At 71.6% G+C, this 24,654-nt stretch carries 21 protein-coding genes; 13 read left to right on the forward strand and 8 right to left on the reverse strand.

The features are described from left to right. Positions 1-15 precede the first annotated feature (15 nt). From CP976_RS35075 to CP976_RS35095, 5 genes are all read left to right on the forward strand, one after another. Positions 16-1,623 carry a PucR family transcriptional regulator gene (locus tag CP976_RS35075; RefSeq protein ID WP_150483932.1) on the forward strand — a complete coding sequence of 536 codons (1,608 nt, stop codon included), beginning with the start codon at positions 16-18 and terminating at the stop codon, positions 1,621-1,623. Between the two features lie 155 nt (positions 1,624-1,778). Then, positions 1,779-2,621: a nitrilase-related carbon-nitrogen hydrolase gene (locus tag CP976_RS35080; RefSeq protein WP_150483933.1), complete on the forward strand. Its 843-nt coding sequence runs from the start codon at positions 1,779-1,781 to the stop codon at positions 2,619-2,621. A gap of 94 nt (positions 2,622-2,715) precedes the next feature. Continuing rightward, on the forward strand, positions 2,716-4,116 hold the full coding sequence (gene hydA, locus CP976_RS35085) for a dihydropyrimidinase (protein ID WP_150483934.1): 1,401 nt from the start codon (positions 2,716-2,718) through the stop codon (positions 4,114-4,116). Positions 4,117-4,127: 11 nt separating this feature from the next. Beyond that, complete coding sequence (locus CP976_RS35090) at positions 4,128-5,150, forward strand: TIGR03842 family LLM class F420-dependent oxidoreductase (RefSeq protein ID WP_150483935.1); 1,023 nt, start codon at positions 4,128-4,130, stop codon at positions 5,148-5,150. A gap of 135 nt (positions 5,151-5,285) precedes the next feature. Next, positions 5,286-6,812, forward strand: a complete 1,527-nt coding sequence (locus CP976_RS35095) for an NCS1 family nucleobase:cation symporter-1 (RefSeq protein WP_150483936.1) — start codon at positions 5,286-5,288, stop codon at positions 6,810-6,812. Positions 6,813-6,832: 20 nt separating this feature from the next. Here the strand turns inward: CP976_RS35095 and CP976_RS35100 are convergent, their stop codons facing one another. Beyond that, positions 6,833-7,501 carry a hypothetical protein gene (locus CP976_RS35100; RefSeq protein ID WP_150483937.1) on the reverse strand — a complete coding sequence of 223 codons (669 nt, stop codon included), beginning with the start codon at positions 7,499-7,501 and terminating at the stop codon, positions 6,833-6,835. Between the two features lie 224 nt (positions 7,502-7,725). On the opposite strand from CP976_RS35100, the gene CP976_RS35105 reads away from it, so the two are divergent. Continuing rightward, complete coding sequence (locus CP976_RS35105) at positions 7,726-8,235, forward strand: DinB family protein (protein WP_150483938.1); 510 nt, start codon at positions 7,726-7,728, stop codon at positions 8,233-8,235. Positions 8,236-8,245: 10 nt separating this feature from the next. On the opposite strand, the gene CP976_RS35110 is transcribed toward CP976_RS35105, so the two are convergent. Beyond that, positions 8,246-8,947, reverse strand: a complete 702-nt coding sequence (locus CP976_RS35110; protein WP_150483939.1) for a CPBP family intramembrane glutamic endopeptidase — start codon at positions 8,945-8,947, stop codon at positions 8,246-8,248. 88 nt (positions 8,948-9,035) lie between these two features. Here CP976_RS35110 and CP976_RS35115 point away from each other — a divergent pair, with 88 nt between their 5' ends. The 4 genes from CP976_RS35115 (at position 9,036) to CP976_RS35130 (ending at position 13,910) form a co-directional block, all read left to right on the forward strand. Beyond that, positions 9,036-10,862 (forward strand): gamma-glutamyltransferase family protein, encoded by a 1,827-nt coding sequence (locus CP976_RS35115; RefSeq protein WP_150483940.1) that lies wholly within the window; start codon positions 9,036-9,038, stop codon positions 10,860-10,862. A gap of 136 nt (positions 10,863-10,998) precedes the next feature. Beyond that, complete coding sequence (locus CP976_RS35120; RefSeq protein WP_150483941.1) at positions 10,999-11,844, forward strand: inositol monophosphatase family protein; 846 nt, start codon at positions 10,999-11,001, stop codon at positions 11,842-11,844. A gap of 150 nt (positions 11,845-11,994) precedes the next feature. Next, positions 11,995-13,404 (forward strand): phytoene desaturase family protein, encoded by a 1,410-nt coding sequence (locus CP976_RS35125; RefSeq protein WP_150483942.1) that lies wholly within the window; start codon positions 11,995-11,997, stop codon positions 13,402-13,404. After that, complete coding sequence (locus CP976_RS35130) at positions 13,401-13,910, forward strand: O-acetyl-ADP-ribose deacetylase (protein WP_150483943.1); 510 nt, start codon at positions 13,401-13,403, stop codon at positions 13,908-13,910. The genes CP976_RS35125 and CP976_RS35130 overlap by 4 nt, the downstream gene beginning before the upstream one ends. 11 nt (positions 13,911-13,921) lie before the next feature. Here the strand turns inward: CP976_RS35130 and CP976_RS35135 are convergent, their stop codons facing one another. The 4 genes from CP976_RS35135 to CP976_RS35150 all read right to left on the reverse strand — a co-directional run bounded on the left by CP976_RS35135 (position 13,922) and on the right by CP976_RS35150 (position 18,050). After that, a complete protein-coding gene (locus CP976_RS35135; RefSeq protein ID WP_150483944.1) occupies positions 13,922-14,944 on the reverse strand; it encodes a LacI family DNA-binding transcriptional regulator in 1,023 nt (340 codons plus the stop codon). 77 nt (positions 14,945-15,021) lie between these two features. Further along, positions 15,022-15,855: an ATP-binding cassette domain-containing protein gene (locus CP976_RS35140; protein WP_150483945.1), complete on the reverse strand. Its 834-nt coding sequence runs from the start codon at positions 15,853-15,855 to the stop codon at positions 15,022-15,024. Next, positions 15,852-16,877: an ABC transporter permease gene (locus tag CP976_RS35145; RefSeq protein ID WP_150483946.1), complete on the reverse strand. Its 1,026-nt coding sequence runs from the start codon at positions 16,875-16,877 to the stop codon at positions 15,852-15,854. The genes CP976_RS35140 and CP976_RS35145 overlap by 4 nt, the downstream gene beginning before the upstream one ends. A gap of 156 nt (positions 16,878-17,033) precedes the next feature. Continuing rightward, positions 17,034-18,050, reverse strand: coding sequence for a sugar ABC transporter substrate-binding protein (locus tag CP976_RS35150; protein ID WP_150483947.1), 1,017 nt, complete (start codon positions 18,048-18,050; stop codon positions 17,034-17,036). A 245-nt stretch (positions 18,051-18,295) separates the two neighbouring features. On the opposite strand from CP976_RS35150, the gene CP976_RS35155 reads away from it, so the two are divergent. Both CP976_RS35155 and CP976_RS35160 read left to right on the forward strand, forming a co-directional pair. After that, positions 18,296-19,282, forward strand: coding sequence for a carbohydrate kinase family protein (locus CP976_RS35155; protein ID WP_150483948.1), 987 nt, complete (start codon positions 18,296-18,298; stop codon positions 19,280-19,282). A gap of 14 nt (positions 19,283-19,296) precedes the next feature. Next, positions 19,297-19,599, forward strand: coding sequence for a putative quinol monooxygenase (locus tag CP976_RS35160; RefSeq protein WP_150483949.1), 303 nt, complete (start codon positions 19,297-19,299; stop codon positions 19,597-19,599). An 81-nt stretch (positions 19,600-19,680) separates the two neighbouring features. Here the strand turns inward: CP976_RS35160 and CP976_RS35165 are convergent, their stop codons facing one another. Both CP976_RS35165 and CP976_RS35170 read right to left on the reverse strand, forming a co-directional pair. Beyond that, positions 19,681-21,345: an ABC-F family ATP-binding cassette domain-containing protein gene (locus CP976_RS35165; RefSeq protein WP_150483950.1), complete on the reverse strand. Its 1,665-nt coding sequence runs from the start codon at positions 21,343-21,345 to the stop codon at positions 19,681-19,683. A 232-nt stretch (positions 21,346-21,577) separates the two neighbouring features. Further along, complete coding sequence (locus CP976_RS35170) at positions 21,578-23,623, reverse strand: SpoIIE family protein phosphatase (protein ID WP_150483951.1); 2,046 nt, start codon at positions 23,621-23,623, stop codon at positions 21,578-21,580. Positions 23,624-23,775: 152 nt separating this feature from the next. Here CP976_RS35170 and CP976_RS35175 point away from each other — a divergent pair, with 152 nt between their 5' ends. After that, positions 23,776-24,606 carry an alpha/beta fold hydrolase gene (locus CP976_RS35175; RefSeq protein WP_150483952.1) on the forward strand — a complete coding sequence of 277 codons (831 nt, stop codon included), beginning with the start codon at positions 23,776-23,778 and terminating at the stop codon, positions 24,604-24,606. The last annotated feature ends 48 nt before the right edge of the window (positions 24,607-24,654 follow it).

A 24,654-nucleotide genomic window follows, 5' to 3' on the forward strand; every position in this document is an offset into this window, starting at 1 on the left:
CAAGGGAAGTCCGCCATGACCACCACCCCGGACATCTGGGAGCCCCTGGAACCGGCCCTGTCGGTCCGCCAGGTCCTCACCCTTGAGCGGGTGCTCGCCGGGGAGCCCGAGGTGGTGGCCGGCGCGAGCCATCTCGACCGGCCGGTGCGCTGGGTGCACGTCGCCGAGGCCGCCGACGTCGGCGTGATGCTCAGCGGCGGCGAGATGGTCCTCACCACCGGCGTGCTGCTCGCCGGCGACGAGGAGAAACAGGCCGAATACGTCCGGTCGCTGCACCGCGCGGACGCCGCCGCCGTCGTCCTCGGACTCGGCCGCGCCTTCCCCGCCGCACCGGCCGTGATGCGCCGGGCGGCCGAGCGGTGCGGGCTGCCGATGGTCGTCCTGCACCGGCCCTTCCCCTTCGCCGAGCTGACCGAGGAGGTCCAGTCACGGCTCGTCCGGCGCAAGTTCGCCGCCGTCAGCCTCTCCGAGGCCGTCCGCACCGAACTCACCGCCCTCATCACCGCGGGCGCCCCGCTGCAACGTCTGCTCGACGAGGTCGCCCGGCACAGCGCCTGCCCGGTCGTCGTCACCAACCTCGCCCACCGGGTCCTCGGCACGGCGGGGGAGCGGCCGGCGGTGGACGACGTGCTGCGCGACTGGGAGCGCATCGCCCGCCAGGCATGGGGGCACCGCCCAGGCCGTTCAGGCACTGGGGGAGGCACCGAGGGCGACGGCTGGATCAGGGCCGAGCTGGGCGGACGCGGGGAGCGCTGGGGCCTTATCGTGCTGTGCGGCTACCGCGGGGACACCGCCACCGGACGGCTGCTGGCCGACCGTGCCGCCGAGGCCCTCGTCCTGCACCGCATGCTCGGCGGCGGCGCTGCGTGCTCCTGGGAGGAGCAGTCCGCGCAGAGCCTGCTCACCGACCTGGTCAGCGGCGTCGTACCGGCACGGCAGCTGCTGCCCCGGGCGCGCGCGGCCGGGCTGCCGGTCAACCGGCGGACGTTCGTTCCGCTGGTCGTCCGCGACGGCGACACCCCGCGACTCGACCGGCTACTGCGCCTGCTGGGCCTGCCCGGGCTGGTCGCCGAACTGGCCGACGGAGCCACCGCCGTGCTGCTCAGCCTCCCCCGCGACCAGGACGCGGGCGCCCTCGCCGCGCACTTCGCGGCCCGGCTGCGCACCGAGTCCGGCCGGGCCCGCACGGTCGTCGCCGCGGCCGACCCCCGGGTCGCCTGGGACGACGTCCCCGCCGGTCTGCGCGAGGCCCGGCACGTGGCGGACGCCGTCGCCGACTCCGCCGCCGCCCTCGACCTCCCGCCGGTCGTCCGCCTGCGGGACGTCCACCTGCGCGGCCTGATCCGCCTGCTGCGCGACGACCCGCACGTGCAGTCCTTCGCCGAGCGGGAGCTGGACGGGCTGCTGTGCGAGACCGAGGAGGACCTGCTGTCCGTGCTGCGCACCTACCTCGCCACCGGCCGCAACAAGTCCCGGACCGCCCAGCTCCACCACGTCTCGCGGCCCGCCCTCTACCGCCGCCTGGAATCCATACAGGTCCGCCTCGGAGTGGACCTCGACGACTTCGAGCAGGCCGCCTCCGTGCACATCGCACTCCTCGCGCACGACGCGCAACAGCAGTGAAACACCCGACCACCTGGGAAAACGGCGGTGAAACATGGGCTCACGGCAGAGTGACACGGTGACACGCCGCACGCCCGCAGACGTGACACGGTGCAACTCAAAGAGGACCTCCCGGCTTCCTAGGCTCACGGCACACCGAGCGACCGGAGGTCCCGATGAGCCGAGTGATCCGCGCCGCCGTCTTCCAGACCGCCTGGACCGGCGACAAGGAGTCGATGATCCAGGTCCACGAGCAGGCGGCCCGCGACGCGGCCGCGCAGGGTGCCCAAGTCCTGTGCTTCCAGGAGCTGTTCTACGGGCCGTACTTCTGCCAGGTCCAGGACCCGGCCTTCTACGAGTACGCCGAGCAGATCCCCGAGGGCCCGATCGTCCGCCGCTTCCAGGCCCTCGCCAAGGAACTGGGCATCGTCCTGGTCCTGCCGATGTACGAGGAGGAACAGCCCGGCGTCCTCTACAACACCGCCGCCGTGATCGACGCGGACGGCTCCTACCTCGGCAAGTACCGCAAGACACACATCCCGCAGGTCAGGGGCTTCTGGGAGAAGTTCTACTTCCGTCCGGGCAACAGCGGCTGGCCGATCTTCGAGACCGCCGTGGGCAAGGTCGGCGTCTACATCTGCTACGACCGCCACTTCCCCGAGGGCTGGCGGGCGCTCGGCCTCGCGGGCGCCGAGATCGTCTTCAACCCCTCGGCCACGTCCCGAGGCCTGTCCGGCTACCTCTGGCAACTGGAGCAGCCGGCGGCGGCCGTCGCCAACGAGTACTTCGTGGGCGCGATCAACCGGGTCGGAGTCGAGGAGTACGGCGACAACGACTTCTACGGGACGTCGTACTTCGTCGACCCGGAGGCCCAGTTCGTCGGCGAGGTGGCCAGCGACAAGGAGCCCGAGTTGGTCGTCCGCGACCTGGACATGGCCAAACTCCGAGAGGTCCGCGACCGCTGGCAGTTCTACAGGGACAGGGCGCCGGGCGCGTATGGGCCACTGACAGCACCTTGAGACGTCCGGGGGGGACGTGCCCTCAGGGGCGCGGGGAACTGCGCGAGCAACAACCCACAACCGGCACGTACCGACTGCGAGGAGCGACCACGACATGAGCCGTACAGTCATCCGCGGCGGCCTCGTCATCACCGCATCCGACGAGATCCACGCCGACGTCCTGATCGAGGACGGCCGAATCGCCGCCCTGGCAACCACCGGCACACCCGCCGCCGAGGCCTTCACCGCGGAGCGGACGATCGACGCCACCGGAAAGTACGTCATCCCCGGCGGCGTCGACGCCCACACCCACATGGAGCTGCCCTTCGGCGGCACCTTCGCCTCCGACACCTTCGAGACCGGCACCCGCGCCGCCGCCTGGGGCGGCACGACCACGATCGTCGACTTCGCCGTGCAGAGCGTCGGGCACAGCCTGCGCGAAGGCCTGGACGCCTGGCACGCCAAGGCCGAGGGCAACTGCGCCGTCGACTACGGCTTCCACATGATCGTCTCCGACGTGAACCAGGAGACGCTCAAGGAGATGGACCTGCTGATCGAGGAGGGCGTCACCTCCTTCAAGCAGTTCATGGCCTACCCGGGCGTCTTCTACAGCGACGACGGCCAGATCCTGCGCGCCATGCAGCGCTCCGCCGAGAACGGCGGCCTGATCATGATGCACGCCGAGAACGGCATCGCGATCGACGTCCTGGTCGAGCAGGCGCTGGCCCGGGGCGAGACCGACCCGCGCTACCACGGCGAGGTGCGCAAGGCGCTGCTGGAGGCCGAGGCCACCCACCGCGCCATCAAGCTCGCGCAGGTCGCGGGCGCGCCCCTGTACGTCGTGCACGTCTCGGCGATGGAGGCGGTCGCCGAACTGGCCCGGGCCCGCGACGAGGGACTGCCCGTCTTCGGCGAGACCTGCCCGCAGTACCTGTTCCTGTCCACCGACAACCTCGCCGAGCCGGACTTCGAGGGCGCGAAGTACGTGTGCAGCACCCCGCTCAGGCCCCGCGAGCACCAGGCCAAGCTGTGGCAGGGGCTGCGCACGAACGACCTCCAGGTCGTCTCCACCGACCACTGCCCCTTCTGCTTCACCGGCCAGAAGGAACTCGGCCGCGGCGACTTCTCCAAGATCCCCAACGGCCTCCCGGGCGTCGAGAACCGTATGGACCTGCTCCACCAGGCGGTGCTCGACGGGCACATCTCCCGCCGCCGCTGGATCGAGATCGCCTGCGCCACCCCGGCCCGGATGTTCGGCCTCTACCCGAAGAAGGGCACCATCGCGCCGGGCGCCGACGCCGACGTCGTCATCTACGACCCGCACGCCGAGCAGGTCATGTCGGCTTCAGAGCACCACATGAACGTCGACTACTCGGCGTACGAGGGCAAGCACGTCACCGGCCGGGTGGAGACGGTCCTCTCGCGCGGCGAACCAGTCATCACCGAGCGGGAGTACACCGGGCACGCCGGGCACGGCGTCTTCACCCCGCGTTCCACCTGTCAGTACCTCAACTAGGAGTGGTGCGGATGGACTTCGGACTCGTCCTGCAGACCGACCCGCCGGCCTCGCGGGTGATCAGCCTGATGAAACGCGCGGAACGGAACGGATTCTCCTACGGCTGGACCTTCGACTCCGCCGTGCTGTGGCAGGAGCCGTTCGTGATCTACAGCCAGATCCTGGCCAACACCACGAAACTGAAGGTCGGTCCGATGGTGACCAACCCGGGCACCCGCACCTGGGAGGTCACCGCCTCCACCTTCGCCACCCTCAACGACATGTACGGCAACCGCACGGTCTGCGGCATCGGCCGCGGCGACTCGGCGATGCGTGTGGCCGGCCGCAAGCCCAACACGCTGGCCCGGATCAGCGGGGCCATGAAAGTCATCCGGGCCCTCGGCAGCGGCCGGGAGGCCGACCTCGGCGGCGGCACGGTCGTCCGGTTCCCGTGGATCAGGCCGGGCGCCGAACTCCCCGTGTGGATGGCCGCGTACGGCCCCAAGGCCCTGAAGATGACCGGCGAGGAGGCCGACGGGTTCATCCTCCAGCTGGCCGATCTGTATCTGACCGAGTACATGGTCAAGGCCGTGAAGGACGCGGCCGTCGCCGCCGGCCGGGACCCGTCCGAGGTGACCGTCTGCGTGGCCGCCCCCGCCTACGTCACCGAGGACGACTCGCCCGAGGCGCTCGCCCACGCGCGCGAACAGTGCCGGTGGTTCGGCGGGATGGTCGGCAACCACGTGGCCGACCTGGTGTCCAAGTACGGGGAGCACTCCGCCGCCGTCCCCGACGAGCTCACCGACTACATCAAGGCGCGGGAGGGCTACGACTACTCCCACCACGGCCGCGCCGACAACCCCGACACCCAGTTCGTGCCCGACGAGATCGTCGACCGGTTCTGCCTGATCGGCCCGGTCGAGAAGCACGTCGAGAAGCTGAACGCGCTGCGCGCGCTCGGCGTGGACCAGTTCGCCGTCTACGACATGCACGACGCGAAGGAAGCCGTGATCGACGCGTACGGCTCACGGGTGATCCCGGCCGTCAACGGCTGACCCCCCTCGCGGCACCCCTCGGATCTCCCCCTTCCCTCGGCCCGGGAAGGGGGGCCCGGACGCTCCCGAGCGCACCCCCCATCGGCATCACCCGCACGGCCTTTCCCGTCCCACCTCCCCTGATTGGCCTGGCCCATGACCGATACCGCTCCCACGGCCCCACCGCCGCCCACCCAAGTCACCCTCGCCGACGGCCGGGTGGAGATCGCCCCGGGCGCCCCGGCACCGACCGGTCCCTACGCCAACGAGGACCTGCTGCCGGTTCCTGTCGAGAAGCGCACCTGGACCACGTACAACTTCTCCGCGCTGTGGGTCGGCATGGCCCACAACACGGCCTCCTGGACCCTCGCCTCCGGACTCATAGCCGTCGGCATGGACTGGAAACAGGCGGTGCTCACCATCGCCCTGGCCAACGTGATCGTGCTGATACCGATGCTGCTCACCGGGCACGCCGGACCCAAGTACGGCATCCCCTTCCCGGTCTTCGCCCGTGCCTCCTTCGGCATCCGCGGGGCCAACCTGCCCGCCGTCGTACGGGCGCTGGTGGCGTGCGGCTGGTTCGGCATCCAGACCTGGATCGGCGGCGAGGCCATCTACTTCCTGGCCGGCAAGCTCGTCGGCAGCGGCTGGACGGACGCGGCGAAGGTCGGCGGTTACGCCTGGACCATGTGGCTGTCGTTCGCGATCTTCTGGGCGCTCCAGGTGGTCATCATCTACCGGGGCATGGAGACCATCCGCCGCTTCGAGAACTGGGCGGCGCCCTTCGTGCTCGTCGGCGCGTTCGTGATGCTGTGGTGGATGAGCGACAAGGCGGGCGGCTTCGGCCCGCTGCTCGACCAGCCGTCGAAGCTCGGCTGGGGCCCGGACTTCTGGAAGCTGTTCGCTCCGGCGCTCATGGGCATGATCGGTTTCTGGTCCACGCTGTCGCTGAACATCCCCGACTTCACCCGCTACGGCAAGAGCCAGAAGGCGCAGACGTGGGGTCAGGCCCTCGGTCTGCCGACGACGATGACGCTCTTCGCGTTCCTCTCCGTGATGGTCACCTCCGGCTCGCAGGCGGTCTACGGCGAGGCGATCTGGGACCCGGTACAGCTCGCGGCCAAGACCGACAACACCGTGGGCCTGCTGTTCGCCCTCGTCACCGTCCTGGTGGCGACGCTGTCCGTCAACGTCGCGGCCAACCTGGTCTCGCCCGCGTTCGACTTCTCCAACATCGCGCCCCGGAAGATCAGTTTCCGCGCCGGAGCCCTCGCCACCTGTGTCCTCGGCGTACTGATCTTCCCGTGGAAGCTGTACTCCGACCCGCAGGGCTACATCTTCACCTGGCTCGGCCTGGTCGGCGGTCTGCTCGGCACCGTCGCGGGCATCCTCATCGCCGACTACTGGATCCTGCGCCGCGCCAAGCTCGATCTGACCGACCTGTACCGCACGGGCGGGCGCTACTGGTACGAGGGCGGCTGGAACTGGCGGGCCGTCGTCGCCTTCGCGGTCGGTGGTGTCCTCGCCGTCGGCGGCGCCAGCTTCAAGCCGCTGATCGACGGCCGCCCCGTCCCGGCACTGGCCGATCTGGCCGACTACGGCTGGGCGGTGGGCCTGGGCACGTCGATGCTGCTGTACCTGGTGCTGATGGCGGCACGGGGCAGGGACCGGACCGTCGTCTGATCGCGGACGCTGGAGGGCGGTCAGTCCTTGCCGCCCTCCAGCGCGGCCACCGCTTCCTTCGCGGCCTTGATGGCGCCCTTGTTGATCGTGTCCGTGCTCGGCGCCTTCTTCGACTCGAAGTCGCTGCCGTTGTACGTGATGACCACCAGCGCGTTGGACGCGCGGACGAACACCTGGCCCTCGCGGGTCTCCTGCTTGTCCTCGGTGGTGAGGTTGACGATGGAGTACGCGGTGTCACCCAGACCGGGGACGGCGCCTCCGCCGCTCTTCTCCTCGGTGCGCCCCTTGTAGGCCTTCTCCGCCGCCTCGTCCGACTCCATCACCTCGAAGGACACGTCGAGCCAGCGGTAGTTGTACCCCTTGAGCGCGTTCCAGGAGCAGGTGCGGCGCAGCTCCGAGTCCGTGGACGGGATCTCCTTCCCCGCCGTCTTGGCACCCGGCACCAGCGACTCGACCGTCTTCTTGGCGACGCTGTCGCAGGGCGCGGGCGCGGCCGAGTAGGTCTTCGGCGCCGTCGACGTCGACGGGGCGGACGCGGACTGGGTCTCGGTCTTCTCGTCGGCCGGCTTGTGCTCGGCGGCCTGCGGCGCGGCGAGCGGGCCGGACGACAGTGCCCAGCCCGCCGCGGCGAGCACGGCCACCGGGGACAGGCGTGCGGTCAGGGCCAGGGGCAGAGGTAGGGAACGCACGGCGCCCTTCTCGTGGGGGACGGACGGTGCGGATCAGGTCCGCACGGCGGACGGGACGACAGTTTCACATGACTCTCCGTGGTGCGAAAGTGTGAACTCGCTCCGTGGCTGCGTGGTGACGGTGACTCACTGTCGACGGTCGTGGTTTCGGTCGGTTCGGCGTTCACTGGGCGGTTTGTCATCGCCCGGGTCGCGCAGGAACCGGGCGGCCTATCGTTGCGGACATGGTCTTCCAGCCGTCGACGGAACCCGCCGTCTTCCACGCAACGCTCCGCGAGCAGTTCGAGACGTTCCTCGATGAGCACCGCTCCGCGCTGCACGACAGTCTGAACGGGCTGACCGAGGAGCAGGCACGCCGGTCACTGGTCACGTCCAAGACCACGCTGCTCGGCCTGGTCAAGCACGCCACGTTCGTCGAGAAGGTCTGGTTCGACGAGGGGATCACCTGCCGGTCCCGTGCCGAGATCGGCATTCCCGGCTCGCCCGACGAGTCCTTCGACCTCCACGACGACGACACGGTCGCCTCGGTCCAGCACGCCTACCGGCAGGCATGCGCGGCATCCCGTCGCGCCACGGCGGAGCTGACCCTGGACGACCTCCTCCCGGGCAACCGCCGGGGCCCGCTGCCGCTGCGTTGGGTCTACCTCCACACGCTGCGCGAACTGGCCCAGCACTGCGGCCACGCCGACATCCTCCGCGAGCAGGTACTCGGCGGCACGACATCCCACGGCTGACGCGGGGCTGTCACGGCACGTCCCCCACGCCCCTCCATCGAGGTAGGGCCCAGGCCAGCACGTAGCCGAAGCCGTTGAGGGCCCAGTGCAGCGACGCGGGCGCCAGCAGACTGCCGGACCGGCGCCGCAGCTCGCACAGGACGACCCCGGCGGCGGTCGTGGCGACCACGGCGGCCGCGACCGACAGCGCGGTGCCCGCCGGTCCGGTGCCGAGGACCGCCACGGCCTCGTTGGCCCGGCTCAGCCCGCGCGAGGGAAGCACATGCCAGAGCCCGAACAGCGATGACGACACCGCGGTGGCCCAGGCGGTACCGCGCCGACGCCGCACCATGGCCCACAGGACGCCGCGGAAGGCGATCTCCTCCAGCAGCACGGTGCCGACCGGCACCCGGATCAGCACCCGCCACAGCAGTTCCCCCACGGTCAGGCCGGCGGCGCGTTCGTCCTCGAAGGCCTCCCTGGTGACCGGCAGGGCGAGCCCGGCCAGGAAAACGGCGAGAACCGCGCCCACCAGGACCGATGACCACCGGAGCCCCCGGTACAGGGCCGCCTTGTCGAGCCCGAGATCGGCGCGGGTGAGACCGTCCCACCGGGCGATCAGCAGCAGCGCGGCAGCCGCGGCCACGCAGGTGGGTACGTAGGCGCCGGGCGCGAGCCAGTTGTTGAGCAGGTTCGCGGCCACCAGGACGGCGAGGACACAGAACATCCGCATGGTGTCACCAGCATCCCGCTATCCGCTCCGTCAGCCAGGGTAGGGAAGGGGGATCACCGGCAAACAGGTGAACGAGACGAGAGGTCCTATGTTCACGACCCGCCCCACCCTCCAGGGCACCTTCGGCATGGTGTCCTCCACCCACTGGCTCGCCTCGCAGTCGGCGATGGCCGTCCTGGAGGGCGGCGGCAACGCCTACGACGCGGCCGTGGCGGGCGCGTTCGTGCTGCATGTCGTCGAGCCGCACCTCAACGGCCCGGCCGGCGAGGTGCCGATCCTGCTCGCCCCGTCCGGCGGCGAGGTAGGGGTGCTGTGCGGGCAGGGCGTCGCACCGGCCGGGGCGACGGTCGCCCACTACCGGGGCCTCGGCCTCGACCTCGTCCCGGGCACCGGGCCGCTCGCCGCCGCCGTGCCGGGGGCGTTCGACGCCTGGATGGTGCTGCTGCGCGACCACGGCACCAAGTCCCTCGCCGACGTCCTGAAGTACGCCATCGGATACGCCGAGCACGGGCACGCGCCCGTGGAGCGCGTCGGCGAGACGGTCGAGACCGTACGCGAGCTGTTCGAGACGCAGTGGACCTCGTCGGCGGAGGTCTACCTGCCCGGCGGAAAGGCCCCGCGCCCCGGCGAGCTGCTGCGCAACCCCGCGCTCGCCGCCACCTGGAAGCGCCTGCTCGCCGAGACCGCCGGGGCCGGGGGCCGGGAGGCGCGGATCGAGGCCGCGCGGGAGGTGTGGCGCTCCGGCTTCATAGCCGAGGCCCTGGTACGGCAGGCCGGGCAGCCCACCCTGGACACCAGCGGCGAACACCACGCCGGCACCCTCACGGCCGCCGACCTCGCCGCCTGGTCCGCGACCTACGAGACACCGGTGTCGTACGACTGGAACGGCTGGACCGTGTGCAAGCCGGGCCCCTGGAGCCAGGGCCCGGTCCTCCTCCAGCAGCTCGCCCTCCTCCCGCCCGAGCTGCCCCGGTACGGTTCGGCCGACTACGTCCACCTGCTGGTCGAGGGCTGCAAACTCGCCATGGCCGACCGGGAGGCCTGGTACGGGGACGCCGCCGACGTGCCGCTCGACGACCTGCTGTCCGACGGGTACAACACGGCCCGCCGCGCCCTCGTCGGCGACAAGGCGAGCCACGACCTGCGGCCCGGCAGCCCGGGCGGACGCACCCCGCGACTGTGCGCGCACGCGCGTGTGGCGGCCGCCGCCCAGGAGGGCTTCGACGCCCTGGGCGTCGGTGAGCCGACGGTCGCCAAGAGCCCCACGTCCCCCGTGCCGGGCGAACCGGAGGTCACCGCCGACGGGAGCACCCGCGGCGACACCTGCCACCTCGACGTCGTCGACCGCTGGGGCAACATGGTCTCGGCCACGCCCAGCGGCGGCTGGCTCCAGTCCAACCCCGTCGTGCCCGAACTCGGCTTCCCGCTCGGCACCCGGCTCCAGATGGCCTGGCTGGAGGAGGGCCTGCCGAACTCCCTCACCCCCGGCCGCCGCCCCCGCACCACGCTGACACCCTCGATCGCCCTGCGCGAGGGCGTGCCCGTCATGGCGTTCGGCACACCGGGCGGCGACCAGCAGGACCAGTGGCAGCTGCACTTCCTCCTGGCGGTCGCGCTGCGCGCGCGGGTGCGCGGCGGCCTGGACCTCCAGGGCGCGATCGACGCCCTGAACTGGCACAACGACAGCTTCCCTGGCTCCTTCTACCCGCGCGGCATGCGCCCGGGGAGCGTCACCGTGGAGTCCCGCACGGACCCGGCCGTCGTCGAGGAGCTGCGGCGGCGCGGCCACGAGGTGACCGTCGGCGGCCCCTGGTCGGAGGGCCGGCTGTGCGCGGTCGCGAGGGACCCGGAGACGGGCGTCCTGTCGGCGGCGGCGAACCCGCGCGGAATGCAGGGGTACGCGGTCGGGCGGTGATCCCGCCGCATCCCCCTGACTGCGCATCCCGCCGTAGCCCCCTCGCACCGCACGGACCCGTCGCTGTTCATCGCCCTGCCACACGGAGTGCACCGGGTGGGTAGGGATTGTCAGTGCCGCGTGTTGTGATGGAGGGGTGATCGACAGCACCGAAACCATCGAAGAGTTTCTCGCACGGCACGCCTCCGACGTCGAGGAGGAGATCCGCAGGGCGGCCGCCACCGAGATCATGCCCCGCTGGCGCCGGCTCGCCGCACACGAGGTGGACCAGAAGGCCGGCCCGCACGACCTGGTCACGGACGCCGACCGCAAGGCCGAGCTGTACCTGACCGAGGCACTGGTCGCCCTGCTGCCCGGCTCGGTCGTGGTCGGCGAGGAGGCGGTCCACGCGAACCCGGCGTCCTACGAGGCGCTGCGCGGCGACGCCCCGGTCTGGATCGTCGACCCGGTCGACGGGACACGGCAGTTCGTGCGCGGCGAGCCGGGCTTCTGCACCCTGGTCGCCCTGGCCCACGGCGGCACCCTGCTCGCGTCCTGGACCTACGCCGCCGCCACTGACCGGCTCGCCACCGCACAGCGGGGCAAGGGCGCCCACCTCGACGGGGAGCGGCTGTTCGCCGGCGTGCCCGAGCCCGGCCGTGACCTGCGCGTGGCCACCTCCCACCCGGACTACACGACGGACGAGCAGAAGCACGCCCTGCTCGGCCTGCGCACCGACGGCGTGGCCCCGCGCTCGTGCGGCTCGGCCGGGCTGGAGTACCTCGCCATCGCACAGGGCGAGTCCGACGCCACCGCCTTCTCATGGGAGGCCGCATGGGATCACGCGGCAGGTCTGCTCCTGGTCGAGGAGGCGGGCGGCGCCCACCTGACCCTCGCGGGCGAGCCCTTCCGCATCACGGGCGGCAACGCCCTGCCCTTCACCGCGGCCCGCGACGCGGCCACGGCCCGTCGGGTGGTGGCGCTGCTGGCGGGCGGAGCCTGACCGTCACGGACCGTGTGCGTCCGGTTGCCCAAGTGGCACTCCGGTCGTCCTTCCTGCGCGAATCCACCCGCGGCCGGTGACTGTCAGTCCCCGGGCCTATCCTGATCCTCAGTGGCCGTCGGCTGACGAAGGGGTCCGAAGGTGCCGTCGATGCTCGATGCCGTCGTAGTGGGTGCGGGGCCGAACGGACTGACCGCGGCCGTGGAGCTGGCCCGCCGCGGCTTCTCCGTCGCCGTGTTCGAGGCCCAGGGAACGGTGGGCGGCGGCGCCCGCACCGAGGAGCTCACCCTGCCGGGCTTCCGGCACGACCCGTGCTCCGCGGCGCACCCGCTCGCCATCAACTCACCCGCGTTCCGCGCCCTGCCGCTGGAGCGCTACGGCCTGGAATGGCTGCACGCCGAGCTCCCCATGGCACACCCCTTCCCGGACGGCTCGGCGGCCGTACTGGCCCGGTCGGTGGGCGAGACGGCCGCCTCCTTCGGGCCGCGCGACGCCGGGGCGTACCGCAGGCTCGTCGAGCCCTTCCTGCCCAGGTGGGACGCGCTGGTCCGCGACTTCATGTCCCTGCCGCTCACCGCGCTGCCCCGCGACCCGGTCACCCTCGCCCGCTTCGGCCTGGTCGGCCTGCCTCCGTCGACCCTGCTGATGCGCCGCTTCCGCGACGAACCGGCCCGGACGCTGTTCGCCGGGCTCGTCGCGCATGTCATGGCACCGCTCGGCGGCTTCGCCACCAGCGCCATCGGCCTGGTCTTCGCCCTGGCGGCACACGCCCGCGGCTGGCCCGTCGCCCGCGGCGGCTCCCAGGCCATCTCCGACGCCCTCGCCGCCTACCTGCGCGACCTCGGCGGCAGCGTCCACACCGACTACGAGGTCAAGCGCCTCGACGACCTGCCGCCGGCCCGCGCGTACGTCTTCGACACCTCACCCACCGCGCTGGCCCGCATCGCCGGCTTCGGCAGCCACTACGCGGACTACCGCTACGGACCGGGCGCCTTCAAGATCGACTACGCGCTGGACGGCCCCGTGCCGTGGACCGCGAAGGAGGCCCGTGTCGCCGGCACGGTGCAGATCGGCGCCAGCAGCGCGGAGATCGGCACGGCCCTGCGCGCGGCGTCCAGGGAGGGCCGGGCCCCCGACAAACCGTTCCTGATCACGGTCCAGCCGAGCGTCGTCGACCCCACCCGGGCCCCGGCCGGCAAGCACGTCTTCTGGGCCTACGGCCACGTCCCGCACGGCTGGACCGGCGACCTCACCGACGCCATCGAGCGCCAACTGGAGCGGTTCGCCCCGGGGTTCCGCGACCGCGTCCTGGCCCGCGCCACCGCAGGGCCACCCCAACTCGCCGCCCGCAACGCCAACTACGTCGGCGGAGACATCGCCTCCGGTGCGGTCTCCGGCCTCCAGATCCTGCTGCGCCCCAAACCGACCCTGTTCCCGTACCACACCCCCCACCCGGCCGTCTTCATCTGCTCGTCGGCGACCCCGCCGGGCCCCGGCGTGCACGGCATGTCGGGGCACAACGCGGCGAAGGCCGTCTGGAAGCGACTGAGGCAGACATGACCACCATCGAACTGGTCCAGGGCGACATCACACGCGAGAGCGTCGACGCCATCGTCAACGCGGCCAACTCCTCGCTGCTGGGCGGGGGAGGGGTCGACGGAGCGATCCACCGGCGTGGCGGCCCCGCGATCCTGGAGGAGTGCAGGAAGCTGCGCGCCTCTCAATACGGCAAGGGCCTGCGCACCGGTCAGGCGGTCGCCACCACCGCGGGCGACCTGGACGCCCGCTGGGTCATCCACACGGTCGGCCCCGTCTTCAGCGCGACCGAGGACCGCTCCGCCCTCCTCGCCTCCTGCTACCGCGAGTCCCTCCGCGTCGCCGACGAACTCGGCGCCCGGACCGTCGCCTTCCCGGCGATCTCCACCGGCGTCTACCGCTATCCGCTGGAGGACGCCGCGCGCATCGCGGTGGACACGGTGCGCGCGGCGCGGACGGACGTCGAGGAGGTCAGGTTCGTCCTCTTCGACGAGCGGGCGTACGAGACGTTCGCCCGGCAACTGCGCTGACGCCAACGGCCCTACGGCTTGGGCGCAGGTTGCTCCCCCGAACCCCGGACGATCAGCCGAGTGGGAACGGTGATGGTGCGAGCCCGGGAACAGTCGCCGTCGAGGCGGGCCAGGGCGGTGACCGCAGCGTTGCGGCCGAGCTCTTCGGGGTTCTGCGCGATGACGGTCAGAGCCGGTTCGAGTGCCTCGGCGAGTGAGACGTCGTCGAAGGCGACGACTGCCACGTCCTTGCGCTTGCTGCGGGCGAGTTCGGCGACTATGCCGAGCGCCATGATGTTGTTTCCGGCGAACAGGGCAGTGGGGGGATCGGCCAGTTCGAGGAGTTGGGCGGTCGCGGCCTCGGCCCCTGGCTGGTCGTGGGCGTCGGCGACGAGCGAGCGGTCGTGAGGAAGGCCGGCTGCCCGCAGGGCCGCGCGGTATCCGGCGAGGCGTTCGCGGCGGGTGTACAGCTTGACGGGCAGGTCGCCGACGAACCCGATGCGGCGGTGGCCGTGGGCGATGAGGTGGGCGACGCCTTCTTGGGCCCCCGCACGGTTGGAACTGACGATGCTGTCCGTGGGCAGGCCGACTCCCGGGCGGTCGAGGAAGACGATGGGCAGCCCCGCCGTGCGGTGGGATGTGAGGTGGGAGTGGTCGGCGCCGACGGACGGCACGACGATGAGGATGCTGACGCGACGGGCGAGGAACTTGTCCGTCAGGGCGCGCTCGCGGTCGGGGTCGTCCGCGGACGAGCCCATGAGCAGGGTCAGTCCGCGTTCGCGGACCGTGTCCTCGATGGCGCGGGCCACGGCTCCGAAGAAGGGGTTCGCGAGGTCGGGGATGACCAGTCCGATGGTGGTGTCCGGGCCGCCGACGCGCATGTTGCGTGCCATGAGGTTCGGCTGGAAGCCCAGCTTGGCAACCGCGGCGAGTACGTGTTCCCGCGTCTGCGCCGAGACGGGACCGTCCTCGTTGAGGACGCGCGAGACTGTCTTGGCGCTGACGCCGACTTCTCGTGCGACATCGGCAAGGGTGGGGCGGCGGCTCGCTGCCATGGAGGAAACCGTCTCCTGAGTGCTCCCGGTCTCCGGCCGCGGCCTCGGCCGGAACATGCGAGAGCGGGGTTGAGCTGTCAGGTGGCCTGGACTCCGGCGGCTTTCGCTGCCGCAGAATCCGCTACGACAGTATCTCCGGCCTCGTCGACGGTGAGCGCGCCGGTCATGATGGCGACGACCTCGGCCATGGAGTAGTCGGAGGGCTTGATCACGGCGGCGCGCCGGCCCAGCCGGTGGACGTGGATCCGGTCGGCGATCTCGAAGACATGGGGCATGTTGTGGCTGATCAGGACGACCGGCATGCCCTTGTCGCGGACGCGGCGGATGAGGTCGAGGACCTGTCCGGATTCCTTGACACCGAGAGCGGCGGTGGGTTCGTCCATGACGACGACACTGCGGGCCCAGGCGACGGCGCGGGCGACCGCGACGGCCTGCCGCTGCCCGCCGGAGAGCGTCTCGACCGACTGGGTCAGCGAGCGCAGGCCGATCTTCAGGTCGGCCATGTGTTCGGCGGCCTCCTGACGCATGCGCTTCTTGTCGAGCATGCGGAAGGCGCTGCCGAGGATGCCGGGACGGCGCAGTTCGCGGCCGAGGAACATGTTGGAGGCGATGTCCATGGAGGCGGCCACGGCCAGGTCCTGATAGACCGTCTCGATGCCGTGGGCGCGTGCGCTCTGCGGGCCGGAGAAGGTGATGGGTTCGCCGTTCAGGCGTATCTCGCCCGCGTCGGGGACCACCGCGCCGGTGAGCGCCTTGATGAGGCTGGTCTTGCCGGCGCCGTTGTCGCCGATGACGGCGAGGACCTCGCCGGGCAGCAGGTCGAAGTCGGCCCCGTCGATCGCGGTGACGTGGCCGTAGCGCTTGACCAGACCGCGGGCCTGCAGAACGGGGGTCGCAGTGGTGGTGGTCATCGGGCCTTCTTCCGGGAGATCTGGTCCACGGTCACCGCGAGGATCACCAGGACTCCGGTGATGAGGGTCTGGTAGATGGAGGCGACGCCCATCAGCTGAAGGCCGTTGCGGAAGACGCCGACGATGAGGACGCCGATGAACGTGCCCAGGACCGAGCCGCGTCCGCCGAAGAGGCTGGTTCCGCCGAGGACCACGGCCGTGATGCTGTCCAGGTTGTCGGTCTGGCCGGCCTGCGGGTCGCCCACGCCGGTGCGGGAGATGAGCAGCAGGGCGGCGATGCCGTAGAGGATCCCGGCCGCGGTGTAGACGCCGATGGTCAGGCGGGAGGTGCGGATGCCGTTCAGCCGGGCCGCTTCCGGGCTGTTGCCCAGGGCGTAGACGTGCCGGCCCCAGCCGGTGCTGCTCAGCGCGTAGGCGAGGAGCAGGAACAGGGCGATGGTGACCAACGAGCCGTACGTGATGTCGGTGTTCCCGAGCGGGAACGTCTGCCCGAGAGCCGTCAGCGGGCCCGGCAGGTTGGTGACCGTCTGCTCCTCGGAGTAGATGTGGGTCAGCGCGAATGCCACGTTGAGCATGCCGAGGGTGACGATGAACGGCGGCAGCGGGATCTTCTGCACCAGCGCGCCGTTGAGCAGGCCGAAGCTTCCGCAGACGACCAGGCCCAGCGCGATCGCGGCGAGCGGCGGCAGGGAGCCCTCGGCCGCCATCCTGGCGATCACGATGCTGCCGAACGCCATCACGGCTCCGCAGGACAGGTCGATGCCCGCCGTGAGGATGATCAGCGTCTGGCCGATGGCCAGGGTGCCGACGACCATGACCTGCTGCACGATCAGCGAGAAGTTCCCGCCGGTGAGGAACTGGTCGGTCGAGACGGAGAAGAAGACACAGGCCAGGAGGAGGGCGGCCAGCGGGCCGGTGGTCGGTTGCGTGAGCAGTCTGCGGACCGTGGTCGGCGCTTTGAGCTCGGCGTACGGCGTTGACGTGGAAGGTGGAGTGGACGGAGGCGTGGACGTGGCGGTCATGCGAGGTCCTTGTCGGAAGACAGAAGTCCTTGTCGGTCCTTGTCGGACGGCAGGAGGACGAGGGGGCGGCCGTCCCCGGTCGGGGAGGAGGGGCCGGCCGCCCCGCTGAGGGGTCTCGAACGGCGGCAGCTACGGTGCCTGCCGGGTGTCGGCGGCTCAGCCCCAGCAGTTGTCCAGGCCGTAGGCGGTGTCCTTGGACGTGACCCCGTCCTGCGCCTTGTCGGTGACCAGGGTGACGCCGGTGTCGGTGTAACCCGACGCCTTCTTGCCGTCCTTGGCGTACGTCGCCACTGCCTTGACGCCCTCGGCGGCCATCTTGAGCGGGTACTGCTGCGAGGTCGCGGCGATCTTGCCGTCCTTGACGGCCTGGGTGCCCGTGCAGCCGCCGTCGACGGAGACGATCAGCACGTCCTTCTCCCGGCCCTTGGCCTTCAGCGCGGTGTACGCGCCCAGCGCGGCGGGTTCGTTGATGGTGTAGACGACGTTGATGCCGGGTTCCTTCTGGAGACAGTTCTCCATTGCCGTCTGGCCCTTGGACTGGTCGCCGCCGGTGTCCTGAGCACAGGCGACGTCCTTGTCGGTGGCGCCGAAGCCCTTGAGGAAACCGTTGTGCCGCTGAACGCCGACGGACACACCCGGCGCGAGGTCGAGGGCGGCTATCTTCGCGGTCTTGCCCTTCATCGCGGCCTTGGCGTACTGGCCGATCAGCTCGCCCGCCTTGAGGTTGTCGGTGGCGAAGAGGGCGTCGACCGCGCTTTCCGGGTCGGTCGGGGTGTCCAGGGCGATGACCAGAACGCCCTTGGCCTTGGCCTTCTCGATCGCCGGCACGATCGCCTTGGAGTCGCTCGGCGTGATCAGGATGCCCTTCACGCCGGCGGCGACCATGTTCTCGATGGCGGTGACCTGACCGGCATTGTCCCCGTCGAACTTGCCCGCCGCGGTGGACAGTTCGACACCGTTCTCCTTGGCGGCCTTCTCCGCGCCTTCCTTCATCTTCACGAAGAACGGGTTGGTGTCGGTCTTGGTGATCAGACCGACCTTGACGCTGCCCGATCCGGCGTTCGCCGTGCCCGATCCGGATCCGGATCCACAGGCGGTCAGGGTGAGGGCCGCGATGCCCGTGCACGCGGCGGCTCTGAGCAAGGAGGAAGGCAGACGAGAGATACGTGACATGAACGACTCCTGCGGGATTGCGGACGAGCGGCCGGCATCGGGCGCATGCCGCCCGAGGTGTCATCGTTGACTCATGTCAGCGTTGACACTGCTTGGCGAGGATGATGGACTCCGCCTCCAGGCAACGTCAATGCCTTGCACCCGTCACAAATCGGCAACGCCGTGGCCGCCATCCGCCCGAACCGGTCCAGGGACCGCCCGCATCGTGCCCGTTTCGCCGGCGCGTCCCAAGAGAAGAGCCGCCCATGTGCCCTCGTCGGATCACCGTCCTGGGGGAGTGCGTCGCCGACGCGTTCACCGAATCCGCAGGAGCCCGGAACGAACTCGCCCTGCGCGTCCTGCCGGGCGGCGGACCAGCCAACACGGCGGTGGCCCTGGCGCGGCTGGGCACCCCGGCCCGCTTCCTCGCACGGCTGTCGGGTGACGTGTTCGGCCGCCTCTTCCGGGCCCACCTCGAGGCATCCGGTGTGGACCTGTCGCACGCCGTCGAGGCCGCCGAGCCCAGCACACTGGCCGTGGCCGAGCTGGACGCCCAGGGGCAGGCCACGTTCTCCTTCCACGCGCAGGCCACCGCGGACTGGCAGTGGACGAGCGCGGAACTGGCCGGGGTGGATCTGGACGGCACCGCCTGCGTCCACACCGGGTCACTTGCCCTGGTCAAGGACCCCGGAGCAAGCGTGGTGGAGGACTTCCTGGCAGCGGCCGCACCCCGCGCGACCATCAGCATCGACCCCAACGTCCGCCCTCTCCTGGTGCGCCCCGAGGCCTACCGCGCCCGGCTGGCGCACTGGTGCGGCCTCGCGGATGTGCTGCGACTGAGCGAGGACGACCTGGAGCTCCTGCTGCCCGGGACGTCGCCCGAGCAGGCGTGTGACACCTGGCATGCGGCGGGGGCGCGGCTCGTCGTGATCACGCGCGGCGCCGACGGTGCTCTCGCCTCACTCGACGGAGAACGGGTGCAGGTGCCCGCGGTGGAGACGCAGGTCGTCGACACGGTCGGTGCGGGGGACTCCTTCACCGCCGGACTGCTGCACCACCTCGGCACCCGCGGACTCCTCGGCGGCAGGCTGACGGACCTGTGTCTCGGCGATGTCGAAGCAGCCTGTCTGTTCGCCACGCGAGTCGCGGCCCGCACTTGCTCGGTTGCCGGCCCGAACCCGCCGTGGCACGACCAGCCGGCGCGGTTGGCGCCGGACGAGGCCCTCGTCCGGCACCTCGACTCCACCCACTGAAAGGACAGGGAACCATGACGAAAACCCTGCTCGCCGAGTTCACCGCCCGAGAGGGAGCGGAGGACGAGGTCGCCGCCCTGATCCGGGACTACGCCGTGAAGGTACGCGAAGAGGAAGGCAACCTGGCCTTCGACGTCTACACCAAGGCGGCCGACCCGCGCGCCTACTGGATCTTCGAGGTCTACCGGGACGAGGACGCCTTCAAGGCACACCTGGACGCCCCGTACGGCGCCCCGTTCAACGCCGCCCTCACCCCGTTGATCGAGGAGGACGCCTCGGTACTGACGTTCCTCGATCCCCTGGCCACACATCGATAGCGAGCGTCGCACACCGGCGGCGACACGCCGGGTGGCCGAACCCGCCCGGAGACGCCAGGCGCGCCGCGCCCCGGCGCCCCGTCAGGGTGCCGCCGCACCCGCTCCCTGCTCCGCTGACCGGCGCCGCGCCGGCGCGAGGTGCGGCCAGCCGCTGATGTCGCGTCGCAGCCGGCGGTCGTGGGTCGCCACGACGACGGCCGCGTCCGTGCTGTGCAGCGCTTCCGTCAGCTCGTCGACCAGGGCGATGGACAGGTGGTTGGTGGGCTCGTCCAGCAGCAGGACGTGCGGGCGGGCGGCCAGCGCCAAGGCCAGGTCGAGGCGCCGCTGCTGACCCATCGACAGCTCGGCCACCGGCTTGCCGGCGTCGCGTGAAGTGAGCAGACCCAGCGAGCCCAGCCCCACCACCTCGCCCTCCTTCAGCACGCCCGCCGTGACCAGGCGCGCGGCGTGGGCCTCGTACAGGTCACGGGCCCGCCGGTGCGTCGCCCGCGGCGACTCCTGCCCGAGCAGACGCAGCCGCACCCCGCGGGCCCGGTGCACCCGGCCCGTGTCCGGGGCGAGCCGCCCGGCGAGGACGGACAGGAGCGTGGACTTGCCCGCGCCGTTCGGACCGGTGACGGCCAGCCTGTCGCCGGACGTCAACGACAGGCTCGTCGGGTGGTGCAGCCGTCCGCCGACCGTCACCTCCTCCGCCCGCAGCAGGACGATGCCCGGCCGTGCGGGCAGGCCGGGCATCGAGAAACGCCGCGGCGGCACCGGCGCGGTGACCTGGTGCCGGTCCAAATCGTCCCGGCGCCGGTGGACGGAGCGCACCAGGGCACCGGCGCGGGTGGCGCGTTGGTGCTTGCCGGTGCCCTTGGGCGGTCGCCAGCCGGTGCTCAGCCGGTTCTGCGCCTCCGACAGGGCCTGCTGGAGACGGACGTGCTCGGTCAGCTGCTGCTCGTACTCCTCCTCCCAGCGCGCCAGTTCGGCCTCGCGGCCCTCCCGGTAGCCGGCGTAGCCGCCGCCGTACACGCCCGGCCGGCCGTCGCGGGTCGGGTCGAGGTCGAGGATCGTGGTGGCCACGTCCGCGAGCAGCGCCCGGTCGTGGCTGACCACCACGACACCGCCGGCGTGGGCGCGCAGCCTGGCGGTGAGGTACTCCAGCCCCGCCAGGTCCAGGTGGTTGGTGGGCTCGTCCAGGAGCAGGAAGTCGTGCTCGGCGCCCAGCAGGCAGGCCAGCCGGATCCGGTAGCGCTGGCCGACCGACAGCGTGGCCAGGGGACGGGCCCGGTCGCTGACCGCACCCAGTCCGTCCAGGGCCACGTCCACCCGGCGGTCGGCGTCCCAGGCGTCGAGCGCCTGAGCCGCCTCCAGGGCGTCGGCGTAGGCCTGTTCGGCACGGGGGCGTTCCGCCGCGAGGGCTTTCGCGGCGGTGTCCAGATCCCGCAGGGCGGCCCGGGCGTCGGCCAGGTACTCGTCGATGAAGTCGCCGACCGTGCGCTCGTCCTCGGCCGGCATCTCCTGCTCGGCCAGGGCGAGGGTGCCCACGCGGTGCACGGTCCCCTCGTCCGGGGTCAGCAGGCCGGCCAGGACGTGCAACAGGGTCGACTTGCCGCGTCCGTTCTCGCCGACGACGCCCCAGCGCGATCCGGGGGAGACCTTCATCTCGACGTCGTGCAGCACGGTGCGGCCACCGCGGTCGACGCGGACGCGGGCACAGTTCAGCTGCGCCCGGTCGCGGGCAGGCAGATCAAGGGTGGTCACGTTCTCTTCCTCGTTGAGGAGGCACACTTCACCCCCGGTTCGGGCGGGGATGGGAGCGGGCCTTCAGATCCGACGGACGGCCGGCCCGGAACAGGGCGGGCCGTGGGCGACGTCGCGGCTCCCGGCGCCTCGGCCCGTGGTCGTCAAGGCATGCGAGGGGCGGAGCCGGTGGCCCGGATCAGATGTAGTGAACGTAACTCACACAAACATGCTAACAATTGCCGCCGCGCGCTCAGGGACGAGTGCGGACCAGCAGCAGCGCGACGTCGTCGTCGGGCTCCGGACTCAGCGCGCCGAGGAGGCTGTCACTGGTCCGTTGCAGGCTGGGCCCCGCGTTCCCCAGGAGGCGGGTCAGCATGGTGAGGCCGGTGTCGATCGGCTCTCCGCGCTTCTCGACCAGCCCATCGGTGTACAGGGCGAGCAGGGAGCCCGGCGCGAGCTCCAGTTCCACGGTGCCGAACTCCACGCCGCCCACCCCCAGCGGCACGCCGCCGGGCACGTCGACGAGTGTCGCGCCGCCGTCCGGCCCGGCGAGCACGGGCGGCAGATGACCGGCGCTGGACAGCGAGCAGATGCCGGCCCGCAGGTCGCACACCGCGTACACGCACGTGGCGATCGCGTCGCCGAGCGAACCGGCGATGTCGTCGAGGTGCCGCAGCAGCTCGGCGGGCGGCAGGTCCAGCCGGGCCAGCGCCCGCGTCGCCGTGCTCAGCTGCCCCATGATCGCCGCGGCCTGGACGCCCTTGCCCATGACGTCGCCCACCACGAGCCCGGTGCGCCCCGGGCCCAGCGGCAGCACGTCGTACCAGTCGCCGCCGACCTCGCTGAGCGCCGGGCGGTAGCGGGCGGCGATGTCGAGCCCCTCCCGCTCGGCGGGCGTGGCCGGGAGCAAACTGCGCTGGAGCGTCAGGGCGGTGCCGCGTTCCCGGCCGTAGAGGCGGGCGTTGTCGATGCAGATCGCGGCGCGCGCGGCGAGCTCGGAGGCGAGCACCTGGTCCCGGTCGTCGAAGGCGCGTTCGTCGACCGTGCGGTACAGGGTGAGGGTGCCGAGCACCTTGCCCCGGGCCATCAGCGGCACCGCCATGTAGGAGTGCGCGCCGGCCTCGCGCAGGGTCTGGGCGGCCCGCGCGTCCCGGGCGATGCGGCGCATCATCTTCGTGTCCACGCGCTCGACCAGGACCGGGCGGGCCCTGCGGACGCACTGCGTGATGATCCGTGAGGAACCGTAGGTGGCCAGCTCGCCGACCGGGTCGGCGGCGTGGATGGCGTCGGTCGGATAGCCCGCCGCGACGGCCAGCGCCCGGAACTCGGCGGGCGCGCCGCCCGACACCGGCGCGATGGTGCCGTGGGCCACGACCGACTCCAGGACGTCCACGGCGGCCAGGTCCGCGAGGTGCGACACCACCACGTCGGCCAGCTCCCGGGCGGTCTGCTGAAGGTCGAGCGTGGTGCCGATCCGCACCCCGGCGTCGGCGATCACCGACAGGTGCTGGCGTGCCTGCGCGACCTCGGCCGCGGCCTGCTGGCGCTCGGTGACGTCCAGCACGGCCATCGCGAGACCGAGCACCCGGCCGTCGGTGTCCTCGATGCGGTGGTACGACTCCGAGTAGGCGCGATCCTCTTCGTCCCCCGCGGTGCGGCCGATGGTCTGCTGGTCGAGCAGGGGTCTGCCGGTCTTGAGGACGTGCCGCATCCGGGCCTCGATGACCTCGACGTCCAGGCCGGGCAGCACCTCGCCGAGCCGGCGGCCCAGCACCGCCTCCTCGGGCACGCCGTTGATCCGCTCCAGCGCGGGATTGACCCCGACCCAGCGCAGGTCGTTGTCGAAGACGGCGATGCCGAGCGGGGTCTGGTGGACGAGACTGTGGGAGAGGGCGAGGTCCCGCTCCACCTTCCGTACCGTCGTCGCGTCCGTGGCGAGTCCCAGCAGATGGGGCTGCCCCTCGCTGTCGAGGAGCCGCATCGTGCGGAACTCCACGGCGCGTTCCGTGCCGTCGCGGTGCCGCAGCGGGAAGACACCGGCCCAGCGGTCGCCCGATCTGACCTGGGCGAACAGTTCCCTGCCCCGGTGGCGGTTCTCGGGCGCGATCAGGAGTGTGTCGGCGCGCTGCCGCAGGGCCTCCTCGGCGGTGTAGCCGAGGAGCTGCTCGATCTCGGGGCTCCACAGGGCGATGTGCCCGCCGCCGTCCAGGACCACGGCCGCGACCTTCAGCAGGTCCAGCAGCCCCCCGGGCGCGGCCGTGACGGCGTCGTGATCCGGGGTCGCATACCCGTTCATCCGAGCCGCTCCTTCCGGCGCGGCAAAAGGTCCGGCCAAGATCTGTTGCGCAGGCTGTCCGATGAGGTCACATTACGGTCGGAGAAGCGACACTGTCGCGCCGAAATGACAAATACCCGTGGGTCGGAACACGGAGAGAGGGAGCGGGAATCTTGGCTGACTGGACCTTGCGGGAGAGCCTGGCCACCACGTCGGGGACCGTGCGCTGGGACCGGCTCGGGGAGCCCGGCGGCGAGCCGGTCGTGCTGCTGCACGGGACGCCCTTCTCCTCGTACGTGTGGCACGGGATCGCTCCCGCGCTCGCCGCCGCCGGGCACCACGTGCACGTGTGGGACATGGCGGGCTACGGCACCTCCGACATGCACCCGGACCAGGACGTCTCACTGGCGGCCCAGGGCCGGATCTTCACCGAGCTGCTGGCGCACTGGGGCCTGGAGGAGCCGTCCGTCGTCGCGCACGACTTCGGCGGGTGCGTGGCCCTGCGCGCCCATCTGCTGCACGGGGCCCGCTACCGGCGGCTCGCCCTGGTCGACGCGGTCGCCCTGGAACCCTGGGGCACCTCCTTCTTCCGGCTGGTCGGCGAGCACAGCCACGTCTTCGAGCAGCTCCCGGCCGCGCTGCACGAGGCCCTGGTGCGCGAGTACGTCACGTCCGCGAGCCACATCGGCCTGCCGCCCGGCGCGCTGGACGCGCTCGTGCGGCCCTGGACGGGGGAGCGGGGCCAGGCCGCCTTCTACCGGCAGATCGCGCAGGCTGACCAGCGCTACACCGACGACATCCAGCCGCTCTATCCCACCCTCGACCTGCCCGTGACGGTCTGCTGGGGCACCGAGGACACCTGGATCCCCTTCGCCAAGGGGCAGGAGCTGGCCGCCCTGATCCCGGGCGCGCGGCTGGCGCCCGTCCCGGAGTCCGGCCACCTCGTCCCCCTGGACGCCCCCGCCCGGCTGACGAGCGAGGTGCTCACCTTCCTCGGAGCCTGAAGGCGCCTGACACGAGAGAACCATCAGGACCGCACAAAGTCCGACGGG

The organism is Streptomyces coeruleorubidus, assembly GCF_008705135.1.
GTDB classification, from domain to species: domain Bacteria; phylum Actinomycetota; class Actinomycetes; order Streptomycetales; family Streptomycetaceae; genus Streptomyces; species Streptomyces coeruleofuscus.